Annotated in this window: 18 protein-coding genes; 9 read left to right on the forward strand and 9 right to left on the reverse strand. The window is 73.3% G+C overall.

What is annotated here, in order from left to right:
• Nucleotides 1-41: 41 nt before the first annotated feature.
• A complete protein-coding gene (locus FHS29_RS12700) occupies nucleotides 42-701 on the reverse strand; it encodes a S1 family peptidase (protein ID WP_221455954.1) in 660 nt (219 codons plus the stop codon).
• A gap of 332 nt (nucleotides 702-1,033) precedes the next feature.
• On the opposite strand from FHS29_RS12700, the gene FHS29_RS12705 reads away from it, so the two are divergent.
• Nucleotides 1,034-1,867, forward strand: coding sequence for an ADP-ribosylglycohydrolase family protein (locus tag FHS29_RS12705; RefSeq protein ID WP_184690773.1), 834 nt, complete (start codon nucleotides 1,034-1,036; stop codon nucleotides 1,865-1,867).
• Here FHS29_RS12705 and FHS29_RS12710 read toward each other — a convergent pair.
• Nucleotides 1,822-2,706, reverse strand: coding sequence for an SRPBCC family protein (locus tag FHS29_RS12710; RefSeq protein ID WP_184690774.1), 885 nt, complete (start codon nucleotides 2,704-2,706; stop codon nucleotides 1,822-1,824). The two genes, FHS29_RS12705 and FHS29_RS12710, sit on opposite strands and share 46 nt — an antisense overlap.
• A complete protein-coding gene (locus FHS29_RS12715) occupies nucleotides 2,703-3,011 on the reverse strand; it encodes an ArsR/SmtB family transcription factor (RefSeq protein WP_184690775.1) in 309 nt (102 codons plus the stop codon). The genes FHS29_RS12710 and FHS29_RS12715 overlap by 4 nt, the downstream gene beginning before the upstream one ends.
• A 141-nt stretch (nucleotides 3,012-3,152) precedes the next feature.
• On the opposite strand from FHS29_RS12715, the gene FHS29_RS12720 reads away from it, so the two are divergent.
• Both FHS29_RS12720 and FHS29_RS12725 read left to right on the forward strand, forming a co-directional pair.
• Nucleotides 3,153-4,292, forward strand: a complete 1,140-nt coding sequence (locus FHS29_RS12720; RefSeq protein ID WP_312864887.1) for an aminotransferase-like domain-containing protein — start codon at nucleotides 3,153-3,155, stop codon at nucleotides 4,290-4,292.
• A 73-nt stretch (nucleotides 4,293-4,365) separates the two neighbouring features.
• Entirely contained in the window at nucleotides 4,366-4,971 is a 606-nt protein-coding gene (locus FHS29_RS12725; RefSeq protein WP_184690776.1) for a response regulator, read from the forward strand.
• 16 nt (nucleotides 4,972-4,987) lie between these two features.
• Here the strand turns inward: FHS29_RS12725 and rnhA are convergent, their stop codons facing one another.
• The 3 genes from rnhA to FHS29_RS38100 all read right to left on the reverse strand — a co-directional run bounded on the left by rnhA (nucleotide 4,988) and on the right by FHS29_RS38100 (nucleotide 8,383).
• The gene (gene rnhA / locus FHS29_RS12730; protein ID WP_312864888.1) at nucleotides 4,988-5,437 is read right to left on the reverse strand and encodes a ribonuclease HI; all 450 of its coding nucleotides are present in this window, start codon (nucleotides 5,435-5,437) and stop codon (nucleotides 4,988-4,990) included.
• 89 nt (nucleotides 5,438-5,526) lie between these two features.
• The gene (locus tag FHS29_RS12735) at nucleotides 5,527-5,958 is read right to left on the reverse strand and encodes a DUF1801 domain-containing protein (RefSeq protein ID WP_246440169.1); all 432 of its coding nucleotides are present in this window, start codon (nucleotides 5,956-5,958) and stop codon (nucleotides 5,527-5,529) included.
• A gap of 55 nt (nucleotides 5,959-6,013) precedes the next feature.
• A complete protein-coding gene (locus FHS29_RS38100) occupies nucleotides 6,014-8,383 on the reverse strand; it encodes a type VII secretion system-associated protein (RefSeq protein ID WP_184690777.1) in 2,370 nt (789 codons plus the stop codon).
• A 170-nt stretch (nucleotides 8,384-8,553) separates the two neighbouring features.
• Between FHS29_RS38100 and FHS29_RS12745 the strand changes: the two genes are divergently transcribed.
• Nucleotides 8,554-9,030, forward strand: a complete 477-nt coding sequence (locus tag FHS29_RS12745; protein ID WP_184690778.1) for a hypothetical protein — start codon at nucleotides 8,554-8,556, stop codon at nucleotides 9,028-9,030.
• A gap of 11 nt (nucleotides 9,031-9,041) precedes the next feature.
• On the opposite strand, the gene FHS29_RS38105 is transcribed toward FHS29_RS12745, so the two are convergent.
• Complete coding sequence (locus FHS29_RS38105; protein ID WP_184690779.1) at nucleotides 9,042-11,840, reverse strand: DUF8616 domain-containing protein; 2,799 nt, start codon at nucleotides 11,838-11,840, stop codon at nucleotides 9,042-9,044.
• A 1,708-nt stretch (nucleotides 11,841-13,548) separates the two neighbouring features.
• On the opposite strand from FHS29_RS38105, the gene FHS29_RS12755 reads away from it, so the two are divergent.
• Nucleotides 13,549-14,103 (forward strand): hypothetical protein, encoded by a 555-nt coding sequence (locus FHS29_RS12755; protein WP_184690780.1) that lies wholly within the window; start codon nucleotides 13,549-13,551, stop codon nucleotides 14,101-14,103.
• Here FHS29_RS12755 and FHS29_RS12760 read toward each other — a convergent pair.
• Both FHS29_RS12760 and FHS29_RS12765 read right to left on the reverse strand, forming a co-directional pair.
• Nucleotides 14,069-14,905, reverse strand: a complete 837-nt coding sequence (locus FHS29_RS12760) for a WXG100 family type VII secretion target (RefSeq protein ID WP_184690781.1) — start codon at nucleotides 14,903-14,905, stop codon at nucleotides 14,069-14,071. The two genes, FHS29_RS12755 and FHS29_RS12760, sit on opposite strands and share 35 nt — an antisense overlap.
• Before the next feature lie 37 nt (nucleotides 14,906-14,942).
• Complete coding sequence (locus tag FHS29_RS12765; protein ID WP_184690782.1) at nucleotides 14,943-15,467, reverse strand: YbaB/EbfC family nucleoid-associated protein; 525 nt, start codon at nucleotides 15,465-15,467, stop codon at nucleotides 14,943-14,945.
• A gap of 254 nt (nucleotides 15,468-15,721) precedes the next feature.
• On the opposite strand from FHS29_RS12765, the gene FHS29_RS12770 reads away from it, so the two are divergent.
• Genes FHS29_RS12770 through FHS29_RS12785 form a run of 4 tightly spaced genes read left to right on the forward strand, consistent with a single transcriptional unit; the run spans nucleotide 15,722 to nucleotide 18,109 of the window.
• Entirely contained in the window at nucleotides 15,722-16,111 is a 390-nt protein-coding gene (locus tag FHS29_RS12770; protein WP_184690783.1) for a hypothetical protein, read from the forward strand.
• Complete coding sequence (locus tag FHS29_RS12775; protein WP_184690784.1) at nucleotides 16,105-16,440, forward strand: hypothetical protein; 336 nt, start codon at nucleotides 16,105-16,107, stop codon at nucleotides 16,438-16,440. The genes FHS29_RS12770 and FHS29_RS12775 overlap by 7 nt, the downstream gene beginning before the upstream one ends.
• Entirely contained in the window at nucleotides 16,440-17,507 is a 1,068-nt protein-coding gene (locus FHS29_RS12780; protein ID WP_184690785.1) for a sensor histidine kinase, read from the forward strand. The genes FHS29_RS12775 and FHS29_RS12780 overlap by 1 nt, the downstream gene beginning before the upstream one ends.
• Nucleotides 17,504-18,109, forward strand: coding sequence for a response regulator transcription factor (locus FHS29_RS12785; protein ID WP_184690786.1), 606 nt, complete (start codon nucleotides 17,504-17,506; stop codon nucleotides 18,107-18,109). The genes FHS29_RS12780 and FHS29_RS12785 overlap by 4 nt, the downstream gene beginning before the upstream one ends.
• Nucleotides 18,110-18,114 lie beyond the last annotated feature (5 nt).

The raw sequence follows: 18,114 nt of genomic DNA on the forward strand, positions 1-18,114 counted from the left end.
GCCGTTCGAGGTCGCGCGGGCGGGTTGTCCGGGTGCGGGGATCAGACCCCGGCGACGGACTGGATCCAGGAGCGGTACCGGGTCACGTTGGTGTACGCGGTGGTGGTCTGCCGGTCACTGGTGGACGCGACGCCGATCTGGAGGCCGCCCGACATCATCGGGCCGCCCGAGTCGCCGCCGGCGGTGATGCCGTTGCCGCGACGGGCGCAGATCGCGCTACCGCCGTAGGCGTCGGTGCAGGAGCCGGACACGGTCACGTTCGCGACCTTCAGCAGCTGCGACTGGCAGTTGATCTCCGAGCCGCAGCGGGACGTGGCGCCCCAGCCGTAGACCTGCACGGAGGTGCCCGCACCGGGCGAGGTGGTGGCGAGCCGGGCGTAGGTGCCCGACACCGAGCGGTCGAGCTTGACCAGCGAGAGGTCCGACGAGTGGTTCACGGTCTGCACGCCGTTGGCCATGGTGCCGCCGGAGGTCTGGTCGAGGCTGCCGATCCGGAACGACAACCCGCCGCCGCTGACGCAGTGCCGCGCGGTCAGGATCCACGTGGGGGCGATGATGGTCGCGCTGCACGTCTGCCTGCCGTTGGAGAACAGCCGAGCCGCCCAGGGGGCGTTCGACGCGTAGCCGCCGCCGATGATGTACGGCGTCACGCCGCCGTCCGCCGCGGGCGCGGCCGACGCGGACGGGACGAAGGCGACCATCGAGAGCAGAGCGGCTGCGAGCGCAGGGATCAACCTGGTGATTCGCAAGGTTCCTCGTTTCCGAAAGACACGCGATTTCTCGCGCACAGGGTGTCTTTGGTCACGAAAAGTCGTACCACTCAATTGGGTCGAAAGGGATATACCGAACGGCTTATAGCCCCGTGTTAGGGTGCGCTCACCACCCTCTTCTGCCGACCCTACCAGCGGATTTACCTCGTTGACCGACTTTTCCCGGTGAATGGCCGCGAACGCTTCGGCGGTATCGGTTCGGCCATTCGATTCAATGCGGAAGTCGGGCGACAACCGCCCCGGGAACCGCGATGATGCCGATCATGCTGGTCGAACTCGCGATCGGGGACGCGTACGGCGCGGGCTTCGAGTACGCCGATCCCCGGCACGTCGCCGCCCACAACACGCTGCGGGGCTACGTCCGACACCCCACGCACCGGGGCATCGCGCCCGGCGCGTACACCGACGACACCCAGATGACCCTGGCGCTGGCCGAACTGCTGGTCGACGGCGGCCCGTGGACGCCCGAGGCGATCGCCGAGCGGTTCGTGGACGCGTTCCACCGCGACCCGCGCGACGGGTACGCGCGCGGCTTCCGGCAGTTCCTCCAGGAGGTGCGCACGGGCGCGGACTTCCTGGCCCGCATCCGGCCGGACAGCGACAAGAGCGGCGCGGCGATGCGCGCGGCACCGCTCGGGCTGCTGCCGGCCTTGGACGAGGTGCTGCACCACGCCACCGTCCAGGCCCGCGTCACGCACGACACCCCGGACGGGATCGCGTCCGCGTCGGCCGCCGCGCTGGCCGTGCACTACTGCCGGTTCTCCCTCGGGCCGGTCGCCGAGGTCGGGCCGTGGCTCGCCGAGCGGCTCGGGTCGGCGGTGTGGTCGCGGCCGTGGGAGGGCAAGGTCGGCTCGAAGGGCGTGATGAGCGTGCGGGCCGCGCTGACCGCGCTGGCCGGCCACGACTCGCTGAGCGCGATCCTGCGCGCCTGCGTCGCGTTCACCGGGGACGTGGACACCGTCGCGACCGTCGCGCTGGCCGCCGCGTCCACCTCGCCGCAGGTCGCCGCCGACCTGCCCGCGGTGCTGTTCGACGACCTGGAGAACGGCCCCTACGGTCGCGACCACCTCGCCCGGCTGGACGCCCGGTTGCCGTAGTGCCGCACCAGTTCGGCCACCCGGTCCTCCGGCCACGGGCACCGGATCTCGCCGAAGGTGGCCGCGAAGAACAGTTCCAGGTGCACGTGCCACGCGGCCAGCGCGGTCGGCGCGAACGCCGGGTCGTGCACGGTGTGCGTGAGTTCGACGGTGGTGCCCTGGTCGGGGTCGTGCCGGAACTCCCAGCGCACCCGGCCGGTCGGCGAGTCGAACTCCAGCAGCCGGGGCGGTCGCACGTGCGTCACCGGTCCGGGCGGGACGTGCGGGTTGGCCGCCCTGGCGGGCACCCCGTCCGCGCCCTCGGTGAACAGCTCCCACACCTCCTGCAGCGGCTTCCACACCAGGTCCCGGACGAACCGCACCTCGCGGCCGTCGACGTGGCCCTCGTCCAGGCCGAACCGGCGCACGTAGTGCTCCATCGGACCCAGCCGGTCGTCGGACGGCTCGAACGGCCGGTCGGCGAGCCGCGCCCGCAACGCCGCGAGGCACGAGTCCCAGCCCGCCGCGGTGCGTCCCGCCGAGTGCTCGACGTCCAGCACGTGCGTGAAGACCAGCAGGCAGCCGTCCTCGTGCGGGAGGAGTTCGAACCGCAGCACGTCGGTGTGCCAGCGGAACGCGAACACCCTGGGCGGGTCGGACTCCAGCACCTCTCCGTCGTTGGTGGCGTCCGGGAAGACGAACCGCATGGCCTTGCCGTCGATCACCACCTTCGCCGGGAACCAGTGCTCGAGCTCCGCCGGCTCGGTCAGCGCCCGCCACACCTTGGCGGGGGAGTGCCGCAGCAGCCGCTCGAAGCGCAGCACGGGCTTGCCGTCGACCCGTCGCAGTTCGCCGCTCATCCGTCCATCCCGTCCAGTCGCTCCTCCAGGGCGTCCAGGCTGCGCTCCCACATCCGCCGGTAGGGCGCGAGCCAGGCGTCCACTTCGGCCAGCGGCTCGGCCCGCAGCCGGTAGAGGCGCCGCTGCGCGTCCCGCCGCACCTCCACCAGGCCGGCTTCGCGCAGCACCCTGAGGTGCTTGGACACCGCCGGCTGGGTCAGCGCCAGCCAGTCGACCAGGTCGTTGACCGGCCGTTCGCCCGCGCGCAGCACGTCGAGGATCTCCCGCCGGTGCGGATCGGCCAGCACCGCGAACGTAGATGCCATACCGGCAATATAGCCATAGGAGCATATAACCTGTCAACGGCTTCGGTAGGCTGGTGGTCCGGCGCCTCGACCCCAGTGCGACCCGGCTTCCACGCGGCACGACCGCGTGCAGTCCGCATCCTGAGCGATCCGAGGTTCCCCGTGCCCCGCACCACCGACGTCTCCAGCTCGCCCGTGCGCGACCTGCTCGCCCTCACCTCCCGTCCCGAGGTCATCTCGTTCGCCGGCGGCCTGCCCGCGCCCGAGCTGTTCGACGTGGACGGTCTGCGCGCCGCGTTCGACCGGGCGCTGTCCCGGCGGTCCCTCCAGTACGCGCCCACCGAGGGCGACCCGGACCTGCGCGCCCACGTGGCCACCCGGATGACCGGGCGCGGCCTGCCCACCACGGCCGCCGACCTGCTGGTCACCACCGGTTCGCAGCAGGCGCTGACGCTCGTCGTGACCGCCCTGCTGGAGCCCGGGTCGGTGGTGGCGGTGGAGGAGCCGACCTACCTCGCCGCGCTCCAGGCGTTCCGGCTCGCGGGCGCGCGGATCGTGCCGGTCGCCGGGGACGAGCACGGCATGGACCCGGCCGCGCTGGCCGACGTGATCGCCCGGGAGCAGCCCGAGCTGCTCTACCTGGTGCCGACGTTCGCCAACCCGACCGGCCGGACGCTGTCCGCGGCACGGCGGGCCGAGATCGCCGCCATCGCCGACCGGCACGACCTGTGGGTGGTGGAGGACGACCCGTACAGCGAGCTGCGCTACCGGGGCGACGAGCTGCCCGCGCTGGCGTCGATGAGCCCGAAGGTGCTGCACCTGGGCAGCTTCTCCAAGATCGGCGCACCCGGTCTGCGGCTGGGCTGGCTGCGCGCCCCGGCCGGACTGCTGCGCGCGCTGGTGATCGTCAAGCAGGCGGCCGACCTGCACACCTCCACCATCGACCAGGCCGCCGCGGCGGCCTACCTGGACGCGCACGACCTGACCGCGCACGTCCGCTCGCTGCGCGACGCCTACCGGGAACGCCGGGACGCGATGATCGCCGCGCTGCCCACGACCGTCCCGGACGGCACCCGGTGGAGCGACCCGGACGGCGGGATGTTCGTGTGGCTCACCCTGCCCGACGGCACCGACACCGCCGACCTGCTGCCCGAGGCGCTCGCCCGGGACGTCGCCTACGTGCCGGGCGCGCCGTTCTACGCGACCACCCCGGACCGGGCCACCATGCGGCTGTCGTTCACCACCAACACCGTCGGCGAGATCGCCGAGGGCATGCGGCGACTGGCAACGGTCATGCGTTAGCGGTTCGCTCCCCGCGTCCGGTGGTGCACCATCGACCCGGTCCGGTCACCTCCGGGTCCGGGAGGAGGCCGGCGTGATCCGGGTGCTGGTGGCCGACGACGAGGACCTCGTGCGGGTGGCGCTGGCGTCGCTGCTGAGCCTGGAACTGGACCTGGAGGTCGTCGCCCTGGCCGCCGACGGCGAGTCGGCGGTGGCCGGTGCGCTCGCCCGGCGCCCGGACGTGGCCGTCGTGGACCTGCTGATGCCCGGCCCGGACGGCTTCGCGGTGGCCGCCGAACTGGCCCGCGTGCTGCCCGCCTGCGCGGTGGTGGTGCTGACCGGTCAGGGCACCGCGCCGCACCCGCACCGGGCCCTGGCCAGCGGCGCGAAGGGGTTGCTGCCCAAGGGGACACCGGCCGGGGCGCTGGCCGACGTGATCCGCCGGGTGCACGCGGGCGGGCGCTACGTCGACCCGGCGATAGCGGCGAACGCCCTGCTGCCGCGCCCCTGCCCGCTCACGCCGCAGGAGCTGGAGGTGTTGCGGCAGGCCGAGTACGACACCCCGGTCGCCGAGATCGCGCGGCGGATGGGCCTGGCCGGCGGCACCGTGCGCAACTACCTGTCGGCGGCGGTCGCGAAGCTGGGCGTGGCGGACCGTTCCGACGCGTTCGCGACGGCCCACGACAACGGCTGGCTGTAGGTCCGCCCGTGGTGGCCTAACGCCCGGCCGCTTCCCGGACGCCGCGCACCGCGAGCTGGTCGGCCCGCTCGTTGTCCACGTTGCCCGCGTGCCCCTTGACCCAGTGCCACTCCACCTCGTGCGGTGCCGCCGCCTCTTCCAGCCGACGCCACAGGTCGGCGTTCTTCACCGGCTGCTTGGCGCTGGTCAGCCACCCGTTGGCCTTCCACCTGGCCATCCACGACAGGATCCCGTTGCGGACGTACGTGCTGTCCGTGTAGATCCGCACCGCGGCCGGCCGGGTGAGGCTCTCCAGCGCCTGGATGGGTGCCATCAGCTCCATCCGGTTGTTCGTGGTGGGCCCGGCGTCGCCGCCGTACAGGTCCTTCTCGTGCCGCCCGTACCGCAGCACCGCGCCCCAGCCGCCCGGACCGGGGTTCCCGCTGCACGCCCCGTCGGTGTAGATCTCCACCACGTCACCCGCCACACCGCGCAACCTACCGACCGGTCACGCCCGCGCCGCGACCCACCACGGGTAGCGGCGGCGGCGTCGCCCGCCGGGTGATCCGGCGGTGGTCACCCGGATGCCCCCGGCCGCCCGTCCCGCTTGAGCTTCCGCCACCCGCCGGCCCGGTTGTCGGCGATGACCTGCCGGAACATGGCGAGCAGCGCGGGCGCGTTGACCACCTCGCCCCGCCGGAACGCGACCGTCCGAGCCGTCTTGTTGTCGTGACCGGCCGTGATGATCCCCTCCGGGTCGGGCACCATCGCGCCGTCGTAGAGGAACACGTTGACGTGGGTCTTCGCGGCCAGCAGGGCGCAGATGTTGCCCTGGAGCACGAAGTACGGCCGGTTGGTGAACTTGATCGTCTCGACCACCTCGGGATCGGCCTGGTGCACCAGGTCCCTCACCTCGCGGCAGATCGCCTGCTGCCACTCGGGCAGCTTCTCGATGTAGTCGTCCACCCGCGGGTCGACCGGGTACGTCATGGCGAACCTCCCGAACATCCGGATCCTCTGCCGGTGACGTCGAAGCTGCCCGCCCGTTCTCGACACCGGTCCACTAGCCGGCCGCGACGAGGTCGTCACCGGGCAGTTCGGTGCCCACCGCGCCACCCGGGTTGACCACCAGTGTCACCCCGGCCAGCGCGGGCAGCAGCGCACGGCCCGACGCCTGCATCGGCGTGGCCGCGTCCGCGGGCACGTAGCCGGGCGACGAGTACACCGGGAGGAACCGCCGCCCCTGCCCGTCGACCCCGATCCGCAGTCCGCCTGCCCCGTCGCTCTCCACGATGAACTGCGCGTCCAGCGCGGCGGCGATCACCCGTTCCTGCGGCAGCCAGCCCGCCGCGACGAAGCCGAGGACCAGCTCGAAGTCCGACTGCGGCTCGGGGAAACCCAGCCGGCGCGGGCTCGGGCGGTACTCCGGGTTGAGGAACGTCTCGCCGGTCAGCTCGCCGTCCGGGTCCACCCGGTAGGCGCCGAGCAGCGCGAAGTCCGGCACGCCCTCGATGTGGCGGGGATCGACGTCCGGGTCCGCGCACCACACCCAGCCGCCGGGGTTGCGCCGCGCCTCGGCCCGCAGCGCGTCGGTGATCGGCGGCAGACCGGGGTGCCCGGCCGCCGGCGTGACCTCCTGCGCCTGGCCGGACGCCACGTAGTCCCCGATCGGCAGCGGCAGCAGGTACGCCCGGCCACCGGCCGGCGACACCGCCGTCATCACGCTCCACCGGCCGGGCAGGCGGTAGCGGTGGTACTCGCGGTCCGCGTGGTCGGCGGGCAGGCCGCGCTGCTCGAACGGGGTGTCGGCGGCGAACACCAGGTTGCCGTCCGGCGTGCCGTAGCGGTCGACCTCCAGGTCGACGGTCCCCGCCAGGGCCACCCCGGTGAACTCGGCCAGCGCCGGGTCCGCCTCGGACAGCACCTGGTACGGCGACTGCCACCAGGGGATCTCCTCGTCCACCTCGTACCGCAGCCGGTCCCTGTCCAGCACCAGCCGCCCGGCCAGGTAGGCGGCGGCGTCCCGGACGTCGCCGAACCGCGCGGCGGACCGCTCCTGCTCGCCCTCGGCCCAGTAGACCCGGTACCAGTCGCCGTCGCGGACCAGGCACCACGACTGGTCCTGGTGGCCGTCCAGCCGGTAGAACCGCGGGCTGGTCCGGTAGGCGCGCAGGATGTCGCGCACCGGTTCCAGCGCGGCTTCCAGCGCGGTCGCCTCCTGCGCCGCCAGGTACGGCCGGCCCATCGCCAGCGCCGCCGCACGGCCCTTCACGATCGCGGGCACCTCGTCGGGCAGCCGGTAGCGGTTCTCCCGGATGTGGTCGACCAGCGGCAGCGGCGGCGGCACGCTGTGCTTCCACAGGTAGTAGGCCGCCGCGCTGGACCACACGAACCGCCCGTCCGTGTGGTAGCCCATCGGCACCACCTGCTCGTCGTCGTCCGAGAGCATGTCCGCGGTGAGGCCCCGCGACGAGAGCACCAGCGGCGCGTTCTCCAGGTAGAGCCGGATCGCGGTCACCTCCCGGCCGCCGACCATCGGCCGGTACCAGGTGGGACGGCCGTCCTCCAGCACGTCGAACAGCCGCACGATCTCCGGCCCCGCGTCCTCGGCCGCCCGGCCGGGGTGGGCCAGGGCGTCGGCCCGGCCGCGCTGCTGGACCTTCGCGGCGGCCTCGTACATCCACGGGAAGACCGCCTCCGGCCGGCGCGGCAGCAGCCGCAGCTCGTCGGCGTAGTGGTCCTGCTCGTCCCGGAAGCTCTGCGGCACCTGCCAGGCGGGCTTGCCCTCGATGTCGAAGTGCTGAGTGGACGTGCCGTCGGAGGAGAACTCGAACCGCGCGGTGAACCAGACCCCGATGGTCGACCGGTACTCGCGCACCCGCAGGCGGTGCAGCCACTGCGACACCATGGCGGGCGGCGACCACCCGCGCGCCACGCCGTCCGCCAGCGTCACGGTCGCGGACAGCTCCATCCGGCGGGCCGTGGCCCGGCACTCCAGGGCGAGCGTGCGCCAGCCCTCCGGGGCGTGGGCGAGGATGCCCGCCCGCACCCGGTCCCGCACCGACCCGTGACCGGCGGGCAGCGAGTCCCCGGCGAGCACGGTCGGGAACTGCGGCCACGCGCCGGGCGGCGGCGGCATCAGGCGCAGCTGCACCAACGGCGTGTCCGCGTTCGGCGCCAGGTACCCGACCACCTCGTCGGTGCGGTCGAGCTCGGCCGGGCCGTCGTCGGACAGCCACCAGGTGGACAGCGCGAGGACCGACTCGAACCGGGACGCCTGCACCTGCTTGACCGAACGGCCGTCCGGCAGCTCGAACACGTGCCCCTCGATGTCGGGGGCCGCGTCCGGCGCGACGTAGGCGGTCGTGCCGGGCCCACGCTCGAACCGGAACGCCTGGGCCCCGTCGATCGCGATGTCGAACGGCTCGCTCACGTGCGCTTCTCTCCTGTGCTCGGTACACCCGACGGCGGACCCGACCGTAGCGCGGGTGCCCGCACGGCCGTTGGCGGAACGGCGGAACCGGCCGGTCGGGACCGGGCCGGCTGGTAGCGTCCGACGTGGACGTTCGCCCGGATGTCGTTGTATTCCAGTGAGGTGCGCCGATGGGCCAGGACCACCGCGACGTGGTGACCACCGCGCAGGGCAGTCAGGTCCGGATGATCCTGCGCTTCGAGCACGACCTGGGGGACGGCCACTGCCTGGCCCGCCTGGTGCTGCGCGAACCGCCGTTGCCGCCGGTCGCGGTGTTCACCTCGATCCGGAGCAACCCGCGCACGCGGGGGATCGGCACGAACCTCGGCCGGCTCGCCGACGCCCTCGTCGCGGCGGTCGGCGACACGCTGCCGGTGGAGTGGGACCGGGTCGTCTGGATCGCCCACCACGGCGAGTTCTCCGACTGGCACATCGACGGCGCGCCGGAGACCTTCACGATCGCGGGACTCGCGCACTTCAACGACCACTTCCACGACGAGATCGACACCCACCGCAGACTGCGGCGGCGCGAGTTCGAGGAGGAGTTCGGCGACCTCGGCCTCGAACCGGTGCCCGACGCGGTGCGTGCCCTGGGTTGGGAGTTCTGAGCCCGCGGGCATCACGTGCCCTCCGGCCGCACCACCCGCCACGGGGGCAGGTCCGGGTTCACGTCCATCCTGACCAGGCGTTCCAGCAACACGGCCATCTCCACCGGGCCGATGCCGCCCGGCACCGGCGTGATGTGCCGGGGGATCCCGGCCGCCCCGCCGCGCACGTCGCTCGCGATGGAGCCGTCCGGCTGGGGCACGAACCCCGAGTCGACCACGAGCAGGTGATCGGGCCGCAGGTGCTCCGGCCCGAGGATGCCGGGCGAACCGGTCACCGAGATCACGACGTCCGCGTCACGCACCCGGGTCAGGTCGTCGCCGAAGTCCAGCCGCACGGGATCGACGCCGTGCTGCTCCAACATGCGCAGCACACCCGCGCCCACGAAACCCCGGTAGCCGACGACCGCGACGGTGGGACCTCCCGCCAGGAACGGTTCGACCACCTTCGAGATGCCGTCGGCGGTCGCGCACGCCGCCTGCGGTGAGTCCTCGCCCAGCAGGGCGTCGATGTCCTTGTCCGGCGGGAGGAGCGCCCGCACGTCTTCACCGAACGCCACGGGCGCGGGCATCTGCACGATGATGCCGCTCACGCTGGGGTCGTCGCCGAAGCGTTCCAGCAACTGCCGGAACTCCGCCTGTGACGTCGCGGGCGGCAGCAGCAGGTTGTCGACGTGGTAGCCGAGCGCGCTGATGTTCTTGACCTTCTGGTCCGCGGACACCCGTGAGGCGTCCATCTTGGCCTTCCACGAGTCCGCGTCGTCCGGCGCGGAGTCGAACCGGATGACCGCGACCTGCTTCTGCTGCGGCTCGATGACGGACCGGTAGCTCTCGACGTAGGCCTCGCGGACGTCCTTGAGGATCGACCGGCCGGAGATCCTGTTCGGTTCGTCGACGCGCAGCTCGGTGCGGACCTCACCTGCGGGCTGCGTGGTGTCGGTGCCGTCCGGATCGGTGCCGTCCGTGCTGTCGGGGTGGCTGCCGTCGTCACCGCGTTGGGCGGCGTGCGACGGTGCTTCGGCGGGGGTGTCGTCACCCCAGGTCGGCTCCCTGCCCGGTGGGTAGGGGCTCTCGTCCACGCGGTGGGCGCCGTCCGGGCCGTACGTGTGCCACTCGCCGTTCGGCGGCCAGCCGGGACGCGCCCCGTCCACAGTGGAGTGACCGGAGGACGCGAACACGTTGCCGTCGTAGTCGACCCACGCGTCGGTGGTCGGAGCGGTGACCGGCACACCGGTCCGTTCGGCCAGCCGGGCGGCGAACCCGTCCGGCAGCTTCCCGGTCTGACAGCCGACGAGGAGGATCGGCGTGCGCCCGTCCCAGTCCGGGTTGGCCATCAGGATGTCGGCGACGTCGTCCGGTCCGAGGTTCGACTTGTCGACGCGGACGGAGTTCGCCGAGCCGTGCATGTCGACCACGAACTGGCCGGGCACCTTCGGCACCACGTTGGCGGTGTACTGCTGGTTGCGGTCCCCGTGTCCGAAGACCGACATCCCGGCGGGCGTCGCGCGCACGAGCGGTCGGAGCCGGTCCAGCCGTTCGTCCGACAACTCCCCGAGCCGCTGGCTCAACGGGCGCTGCGGTCGCTCCACCCGTTCGTAGGTGGGGGTGGGTTTCGGGGTCTCGGTGGTGGGCGGTGTCGCTTCGGCTTCGGCGCGTTGGCGGGCTTCCCAGGCCTGGCTGCCCGAGGGGCCGAACGACGGGGTGTCGTGGTGCTGGGGGTGGAGCGTGTCGGCGTAGGGGGTGGAGCCGTAGGGCGTTGAGCCGTGAGGCGTGGAGCCGTAGGCGGCCGGGGGGTGGTGCTGGGCAGGGTTGGCGGCCTGGCCGTGGTACGGACTTCCGGGGAACGCCTGGCTCGGGTGAGCTTGTCCGAGGTGCGGTTGGACGTTCGGCGGACCGGCATACGGGTTGTGCTGCCGGAAGCCTGGCGGCGGACCCTGCGGCACCTGTCCGGGGTGCTGCTGCGGGTAGCCGGGCCGGCCGTACCGCGAATCGCCAGGCTGCCCGCGCCCCGGCTGTGCGTGGCTCGGCGGTGCTTGGGTCGGCGGTGTGTGGCTCGGCGGTGTGTGGCTCGGCGGTGTGTGGTCGGTCCGCGCCGGGGGTGGCAACGGGCGGTCGAAGGGCGTCCCGCCGTGTTCTGCCGGGCCGGGCACTGTCCTGCTGGGCTGCGTCCCGCCGGGTTCTGTCCTGCTGGGCTGTGTCCCCTCTTGCATCCCCTCTGAAGCCTTGGACGAGTCGTCAGCCGAGCCCCTGTCCGGCCTGCCGACCGGCTTGTCGCCGATGTAGTCCGGGTTCGGCACGAAGTCGCCCGGCACCAGCCGACCCTCACCCGGGTCGTACCGGACCTCGTGCCACCCGGCCACGTACCGCCAGTCGACACCACCGGGGAACAGCACCTCGGCCTCGTTGTAGCCCCGGTTGTCGCCGTTGGCCCGCATCGTCGGATCGGTGTGGATCCCACCCGGCGCCCTGATGACGTACACCGCGCCACGCCCCGCGCGCTCCACACCGACCTTCTGCTCGGTCGACGTGCTGACGAACGCGTTCGTGTCCCCGTGCACGTGCCGGCGCAGATCAGGAGCATCCGGCTGGTGCGGGTGGAACCCACCGGCCGCACGGATCTCCTCCGGCGAGCGCGTGTCACCCCGGTAGAGCGCGTTCTCGTCACGCCTCCACCCCTCGACATCGCGCGTGACGACTGTCGACACCCCGTACTCGGACTGGTCGACGTGGTGCAACGCGACCGGTGGCAGCCCGTCCCCGTCGCCCGGACGTTGCGGCGCACCCTGGTCCTGCTGCGGCGTGCTGTCCTGCACCGGCCGCGCGTCCGAGGGCTGACTCGCCGAATGGGGCTGCGGGGCACCGCCGTCGGGAGCGTCGAACGGCAACGTCTGCGACGGCCGAGGACTGAGCGCGTCGGTCGGCGGATTGCCGTAGCGCGGCGGACCGGACGGTCCGTCACCAGGCCTGCCCGACCCCTGCCCCACACCGGACGGCCCGGTCTGGCTACCAGTCCTGCCCGGCATCCCCGCCTGCGGCGCTCCGGTACGGGGCGCACCTGCCAGCGGTGTTCCGGCACGCGGTGCACCGGCCTGTGGGTCTCCGGCACGGGGCATCCCGGCCTGCGGCGTTCCCGCACGGGGCGGACCCGCCTGTGGGTCTCCGGCACGCGGCACACCTGCCTGCGGCGTTCCCGCACGCGGCGTCCCGGCGTGCTGCTCCCCGGCGCGGGGCATCCCCGCCTGCGGCCCTCCGGCCGGGGTCGTGCCGGGTCCGAAACCTCCCGGCGGCGGACCACCGGGCCTGGACATGCCGTTGCCGGGCAGACCTCCCTGCGGCCCACCGGTTCGCGGCACGTGCTGCCCGCCGGGGTTCGGCGACGCACCATGTCCCATCCCCGGCCCCCCGCTGTGCGGACCGATCCCCGGACCAGGTCCGGCAGGGTTCGGCCGGCCGTTGGGCGAACCGAAGCCCGGCCCGGCGGCCTGCGGCCTCGCACCCGGCGTGGCACCGTGCGGCACCCCACCCCGCGACTGTCCGGCTTGCGCACCACCGGTCCCGGGCCGGCCACCCTGAGGCGTACCCGGCTGCGGCCCGCCAACCCCGACACCCGGAACCCCCGGCCCTCCGGTCCGAGGCCCGCCCTGCCCGCCCCCGGGATGCGCCCCGCCGACACCGAGAGGCCCAGCTCCGGGAAAGCCCGCCCCGGCAGCAGGTCCACCGGCACGAGACGGGTTCTGCCCACCTCCGGCTCCACCGGCGTGCGAGGTCCCGGCACCGGGAAAGCCCGCCCCGCCAACGGTTCCACCACCGGGTCCACCACTGCGAGCCGCGCCCTGACCGCCCGGGTGCGGACCTCCCGCACCGGACAACCCAGGCCCCGCACCGGGCACACCACCACGAGCCGGAGCCTGCGCACCCCCACCAACGGCCGGGCCACCGGGCTCGCCAGGCCCGAAACCCGGTGCGCCACCAGGAGAACCGCCCCGGGGAACACCCGTCCCACCGCCCGGCGACCCGCCACCGCGGTTGGCACCCGAACCCGCGGGCGCCCCACCGGGCACACCGGTCCCGGCCGGACCCCCGCCACGTGCCGGCGACCCGCCACCGGTGTTGGGACCACCGGGAATCCCACCGCCACCGGGCAGGCCAGGGCGTGGCCCGGCAGGCGCACCCCCAGGCGGAGCACCCCCAGGCGCACCCCTGGGAGGCGCACCCCCGGGAGGCGAAGTTCGCGGAGCCGTGCCCGCGGGCGGCGTACCTCCGGGAATCGGCACCCCGGGCGGCTTGCTCCCGGCCGAAGTCCCCGCCGGCGGACCACCAAGCCCAGGCCCGGCGGTCGGCACCCCGGTCCGTGCGGGCGTCGTGCCACCGCCCGGCCCGCCGCCCCCCGGCCTGGCCGTCCCATCGGGACGCGCGCCACCCGGAACAGCAGGAGCCGCAGTCCGAGGCATCGCGACAGCAGGCCGAGCCGACCCGGTCCCGCCACCCGTCCCGTCACGGGGAAGCGAAGGCGGCGCGGAAGTGCGCCCACTCCCGGTGCCGGACGAACCGGACGCCGACGCCGTGCCGCTACGCGACCCGGTAGGCCCGACATCGCCGGTCTTGCTCTCGATCCGCCGCATGGCCGACGCGGCGGACTGGTCACTGTCACGCGTGGTCTGCGCGGTCGCCTTGGTCTTCGCGCCGGCGTTGTCCGCAGCGGTCGCCGCCTGGTCCGCACCACTGCGCGCGGTGGCGATGGCGCGGTCCGCCTGGGCCATGGCGACCTGGCCGAACACGCCCGCGCCGCTCTGGCTGGCGTTGATGTTCAGCTTGGACGCCACCCCGTTGCGGAGCTGGTCGCCACGGCTGGAGATGCGGCCGCCCAACGTCTCCACGGCGTCGGTGTCCATCCGGACGCCGCGCCCGCCCACCCCGCCGGTCGGGCTCGAACCCGTGGACGACGGGGGCGAGGACGGCTTGCCGCTGTCACCGCCGTGGTCGGAGGACGGCCTGCCGTCGCCGCTGTGCGAGGACGTGCCGCGGTTTCCCCTCGGCGCCATCAGGCTTTGGCCGGCGACATCTCATAGGGCTTGACCGCGTCGTACGCCGTCTTGGCGTAGCCGCCGTACTCGGCGAACCGCTCCAGGCCCTTGACCAAGCCCTGCATCTTCTCGGCGAGCTTCGCCATCCGGCCGCCCATGCGGGCCATCGCCGCGCCGAGCTTGGTCAGCCTGCCCGCGATCCTGGTCGCCATCATGGCCGCCCGCGTGCCCGCGTAGCCCGCGAACGCCGCCACCGAACCGCCCAGCGTGACCACGGCGGACGCGGCGGCGATCAGCGCGCCGGCGATCAGCTCGCCCAGCAGGTCGGAGATCCAGCCGAACACCAGGGAACGCAGCTCGCACACCAGCGCGCCGGACAGGGCGTAGATCGCCGCCGTGCCGTCCATGGTGGACCCGAGGGCCTCGTACTCGCCCGCCATGCGGTCCATCTCGGCGCGGAACGCGTCGCCCGCGTCGCCTTCCCACTCGCTGACCGCGTTCAGGTCCTGGCGGTGCTCGTCGGCGATCATCTTCATCTCCAGCGCGGCGGACTTGAGCTGGTGGACGTTCGCGTTGATCTCGTCCGGGTTGCCCAGCAGCGCGTCCAGCGGCTCGCGCAGGAAGCTCACGTGCTCCAGCAGCCAGCCGACGCCGGCCGACGCGAGCGCGCCGAGCGGGTTCGCGGCGACGGACACCAGGTCCACCACCACACCCGCCCCGCCGAGGGCCACGTCGATGACGTCGACGCCCTCGCCCTCGGATTCCGACGTCAGCGAGTCGACGAACCCGTTGACGCTGTCGACCACGCCCGCGCCGGTGGACCAGGTAGTGGTGGTGCCGGCTTCCTCTGCCACAGTCGTCCCCCCGGTCGACTCGCTGGTTCTCGAAGTCTCACTGGTTCTTGAAGATCGATTCGCTGCTGAAGTCCCGGTCGTCGTCCACGCCGTCGCGCGGCGCGGTACGACGTGGTGGTTCGCGACGCGGCGGCGGCTGCGGCGGTGGCGGCGAGCCACCGTCGAACTCCTGCTCGAACGCGTAGCGAGGACGCTCCAGCGCGTCCTCCTCCTGCTCCTCGTCGGGCGGGAGGTACTCGGTGATCAGCCGGTAGGTCTCCGAGTCGGTCCCGTTGACCGCCTCGAACGTCTCCGCGACCTGCACGGCGGCCGACCGCTGGGCCTGCCGGGCGACGGCCACGATCTCGGCGGACAGCTGGGCGTGGGACTTGCGCATGGCGTCCGCGGTGAGCCGGACGTCGGTCAGCGCCCCGTTGGGCGCGACCGTCACCGTGACCGCCCCGTCCTTGGACGAAGCCGTGCCCTGCGCGCTCTCCAGCCCGCGCTGCACCGCCTCGGCCTTGACCTTGGCGTCCGCGATCTTGGCCTCGAACTCGCGCATCCACTCGTCGGGCGTCTTCACCTGTCCCCCCACATCGACCACCGGCCGGAAGGCAGGATGTCACAGCCCGCCGCCCGGCGGGTTCCGAATGGACGAAACCGGGCGACGCGCCGGTCAGGCCGGCTCGGCGCACAGCAGCACCGTCCGCGTCCCGGCGCACCGAGGGGCGACCGTCCGGTCACCGGGACCGCATGGTGCACCCGTGCGATCCGCACGGGTTTTCGATGACGACGTGCGGGTGGGACTTGTGCGCCATCAGCCGCAACGTGGTTGCCATGACACGTTCCTCGCTCCTCTCCCTGGTGGTGTCGACCGCCCTGGGAGTCGTGATCGTCGCCGACGACAACGGCGACTGGACCGGATTCGGCACGTGGGGCCTGCCCGCGTGCGCACTCGTCTACCTGGTGGTCGGTCTGGCGCGCGGCTTCGCCAAGCGCCCGCGCGTGCTGGCCGTCCAGGCCGCCGGCGTGCCGGCGTTCACCGGGTTGGCCTTGGCCGCGCTGTCGCTCGCACCCGAGGTCGGCCGGTACGTGGTCGCCGCCGGTTGGCTGGCGCACGCCGCGTGGGACCTCGTGCACTACCGCGCACGCCTGGTCGTGCCGCGCTGGTACGCGCTGGCCTGCGTCGTGGTCGACACGTTCGTGGGGGTGTCGCTCGTATGGTGAGGCACTTCTCGGAGATGCTGGTCGCGATGGTCGTCGGCATGGTCGTGCTCGACCCGGTGTGGGGCCTGGCCGTCGACCTGCCGGACCGGGCGGATGTCGGAGCGCTGGTGATGGCCACGAACATGACGATCGGGATGTCGCTGTGGATGTGGTTCCGCCGCCACCCGTGGCGGGAGGTGGTGGCCATGGGCGTGGCGATGTACGTGCCGTTCCTGCTGCTGTTCGGCCCGTACTGGGCGGGATGGGTGTCCGGCGCGTTCATGCTGGTCGCCGGGCACGTGCTGATGCTGCCGGCGATGGCCCTCGTGGTGTGGCGGTACCACCGGTGATGCGGCGCGCGAGGCTGCTCACCCTGGTGTCGGTGGCCGTGGCGTGGTCGACCAGCCTGGTCGGCCCCGGCATCGGCGTGCTGATGGAGTCACGGAGCGAGTGGGTCGTGCTCGGGACGGTCGGCGTGGTGCTGTTCGCCGTCGCGCACGCCGGCGTCCTGTACGCAGCTGTGTCCCCGGTGCGGCGCGGACCGTGGATCGCGGCGTTCGCGGTGGCGTCCCTGCTGTCGGTGTCGCTGCTCGTGCCGGTCGCGCCGGGGCACTGGGAGACGTGGGCGTGGGTGGGGGCCTCGATCGTCGGAACGGCGCCCGTCCTCGCGCGGCGGTGGTGGGGGATCGTGGTCGCGGTGATCGCGGCGGCCGTCGTGCTGGCGGACGATCCGCTGCGCGGCCTGGTGATCGCCGGTGGCGTCGGCATCGGCCTGGCGCTGGTGCACGTGCTGCCGGTGTGGCTGTGGGACCTCCTGGTGCAGGCGCAGGAGGGACGCGAGTCGCGGGCGCGGCTGGCCGTGATCGAGGAGCGGCTGCGGTTCGCCCGGGACGTGCACGACCTGCTCGGCCACCGGTTGACGGTGATCGCGCTGAAGGCGGAACTCGCCGAACGACTGGCCCCGGTGGACGGTGCCCGGGCCGGCGCGGAGGCGGGGGAGGTGCGGGGGCTGGCGGCGTCGGCGCTCGCCGACCTGCGGGAGGCCGTGCACGGCTACCGGACCGTCGACCTGGCCGAGCAGGCCGCCGCGATCGAACAGGTGCTGACCTCCTCGGGCGTGCGGTGCACGGTCACGATCCCACCGTCACTGCCCACCGTTGCCCGTGAGCTGTCCTGGGCGCTGCGGGAAGCCGGCACGAACGTGCTGAGACACAGCCGCGCCCGGTGGTGCACGATCGACGTCGCACTGGAACCGGACCTGGTCCGCCTGGCCGTGGCCAACGACGGCGCGTCGGGCGGCCCCGGCGGGGGTTCCGGCTTGGACGGCCTGGCCGAACGCCTGGCCAAGGCAGGTGGGACGCTGCGCACGGGAGAGGAGGGCGGGGTGTTCACGCTGGTGGCGACCGTGCCGACGTGATCCGCGTGCTGCTGGCCGACGACGAGGAGCTGATCCGCGTCGCGGTGGCCGCGCTGCTCGGGCTGGAACCCGACCTGGAGGTCGTGGCCCAGGCCGCGGACGGCCGCGCGGCGGTGTCGCAAGCCCTGGCCCACCACCCGGACGTGGCCGTGGTGGACCTCCAGATGCCCCTGCTGGACGGCTTCGAGGTGACCGCCGAACTGGCCGAGGCCCTGCCGACCTGCGCGGTGGTCATCCTCACCGGCCGGGGCAAACCGCCGCACCTGCAACGCGCCCTCTCCACCGGCGCCAAGGGCTTCCTGCCCAAAGGTTCCCCCGGCGGCACCCTGGCCGACGTGATCCGCCGGGTCCACGCGGGTGGCCGTTACGTGGACCCGGCCTTGGCCGCGGACGCCCTGACCACCCCACCGTGCCCGCTGACACCACGGGAGCTGGAAGTGCTCAGGCTGGCCGAATACGACACCCCGGTCGCGGTGATCGCCCGCAGGACCCACCTGTCCGCGGGCACCGTGCGCAACTACCTCTCAGCCGCCGTGACCAAGCTCGGCGCGACCACCCGCACCGAGGCCTACCTGACCGCCCACGACAACGGCTGGCTCTAGTGTCC

Origin of the sequence: Saccharothrix tamanrassetensis (genome assembly GCF_014203665.1) — a bacterium.
In the GTDB taxonomy this organism is placed as follows: Bacteria; Actinomycetota; Actinomycetes; order Mycobacteriales; family Pseudonocardiaceae; genus Actinosynnema; species Actinosynnema tamanrassetense.

Coding starts and splice junctions, on each gene's coding strand:
- FHS29_RS12700 (WP_221455954.1), bottom strand. CDS start 701: ATGGTCGCCTTCGTCCCGTCCGCGTCGGCCGCGCCCGCGGCGGACGGC.
- FHS29_RS12705 (WP_184690773.1), top strand. CDS start 1,034: ATGCTGGTCGAACTCGCGATCGGGGACGCGTACGGCGCGGGCTTCGAG.
- FHS29_RS12710 (WP_184690774.1), bottom strand. CDS start 2,706: ATGAGCGGCGAACTGCGACGGGTCGACGGCAAGCCCGTGCTGCGCTTC.
- FHS29_RS12715 (WP_184690775.1), bottom strand. CDS start 3,011: ATGGCATCTACGTTCGCGGTGCTGGCCGATCCGCACCGGCGGGAGATC.
- FHS29_RS12735 (WP_246440169.1), bottom strand. CDS start 5,958: ATGTTCGGGAGGTTCGCCATGACGTACCCGGTCGACCCGCGGGTGGAC.
- FHS29_RS12745 (WP_184690778.1), top strand. CDS start 8,554: ATGGGCCAGGACCACCGCGACGTGGTGACCACCGCGCAGGGCAGTCAG.
- FHS29_RS12770 (WP_184690783.1), top strand. CDS start 15,722: ATGACACGTTCCTCGCTCCTCTCCCTGGTGGTGTCGACCGCCCTGGGA.
- FHS29_RS12775 (WP_184690784.1), top strand. CDS start 16,105: ATGGTGAGGCACTTCTCGGAGATGCTGGTCGCGATGGTCGTCGGCATG.
- FHS29_RS12780 (WP_184690785.1), top strand. CDS start 16,440: ATGCGGCGCGCGAGGCTGCTCACCCTGGTGTCGGTGGCCGTGGCGTGG.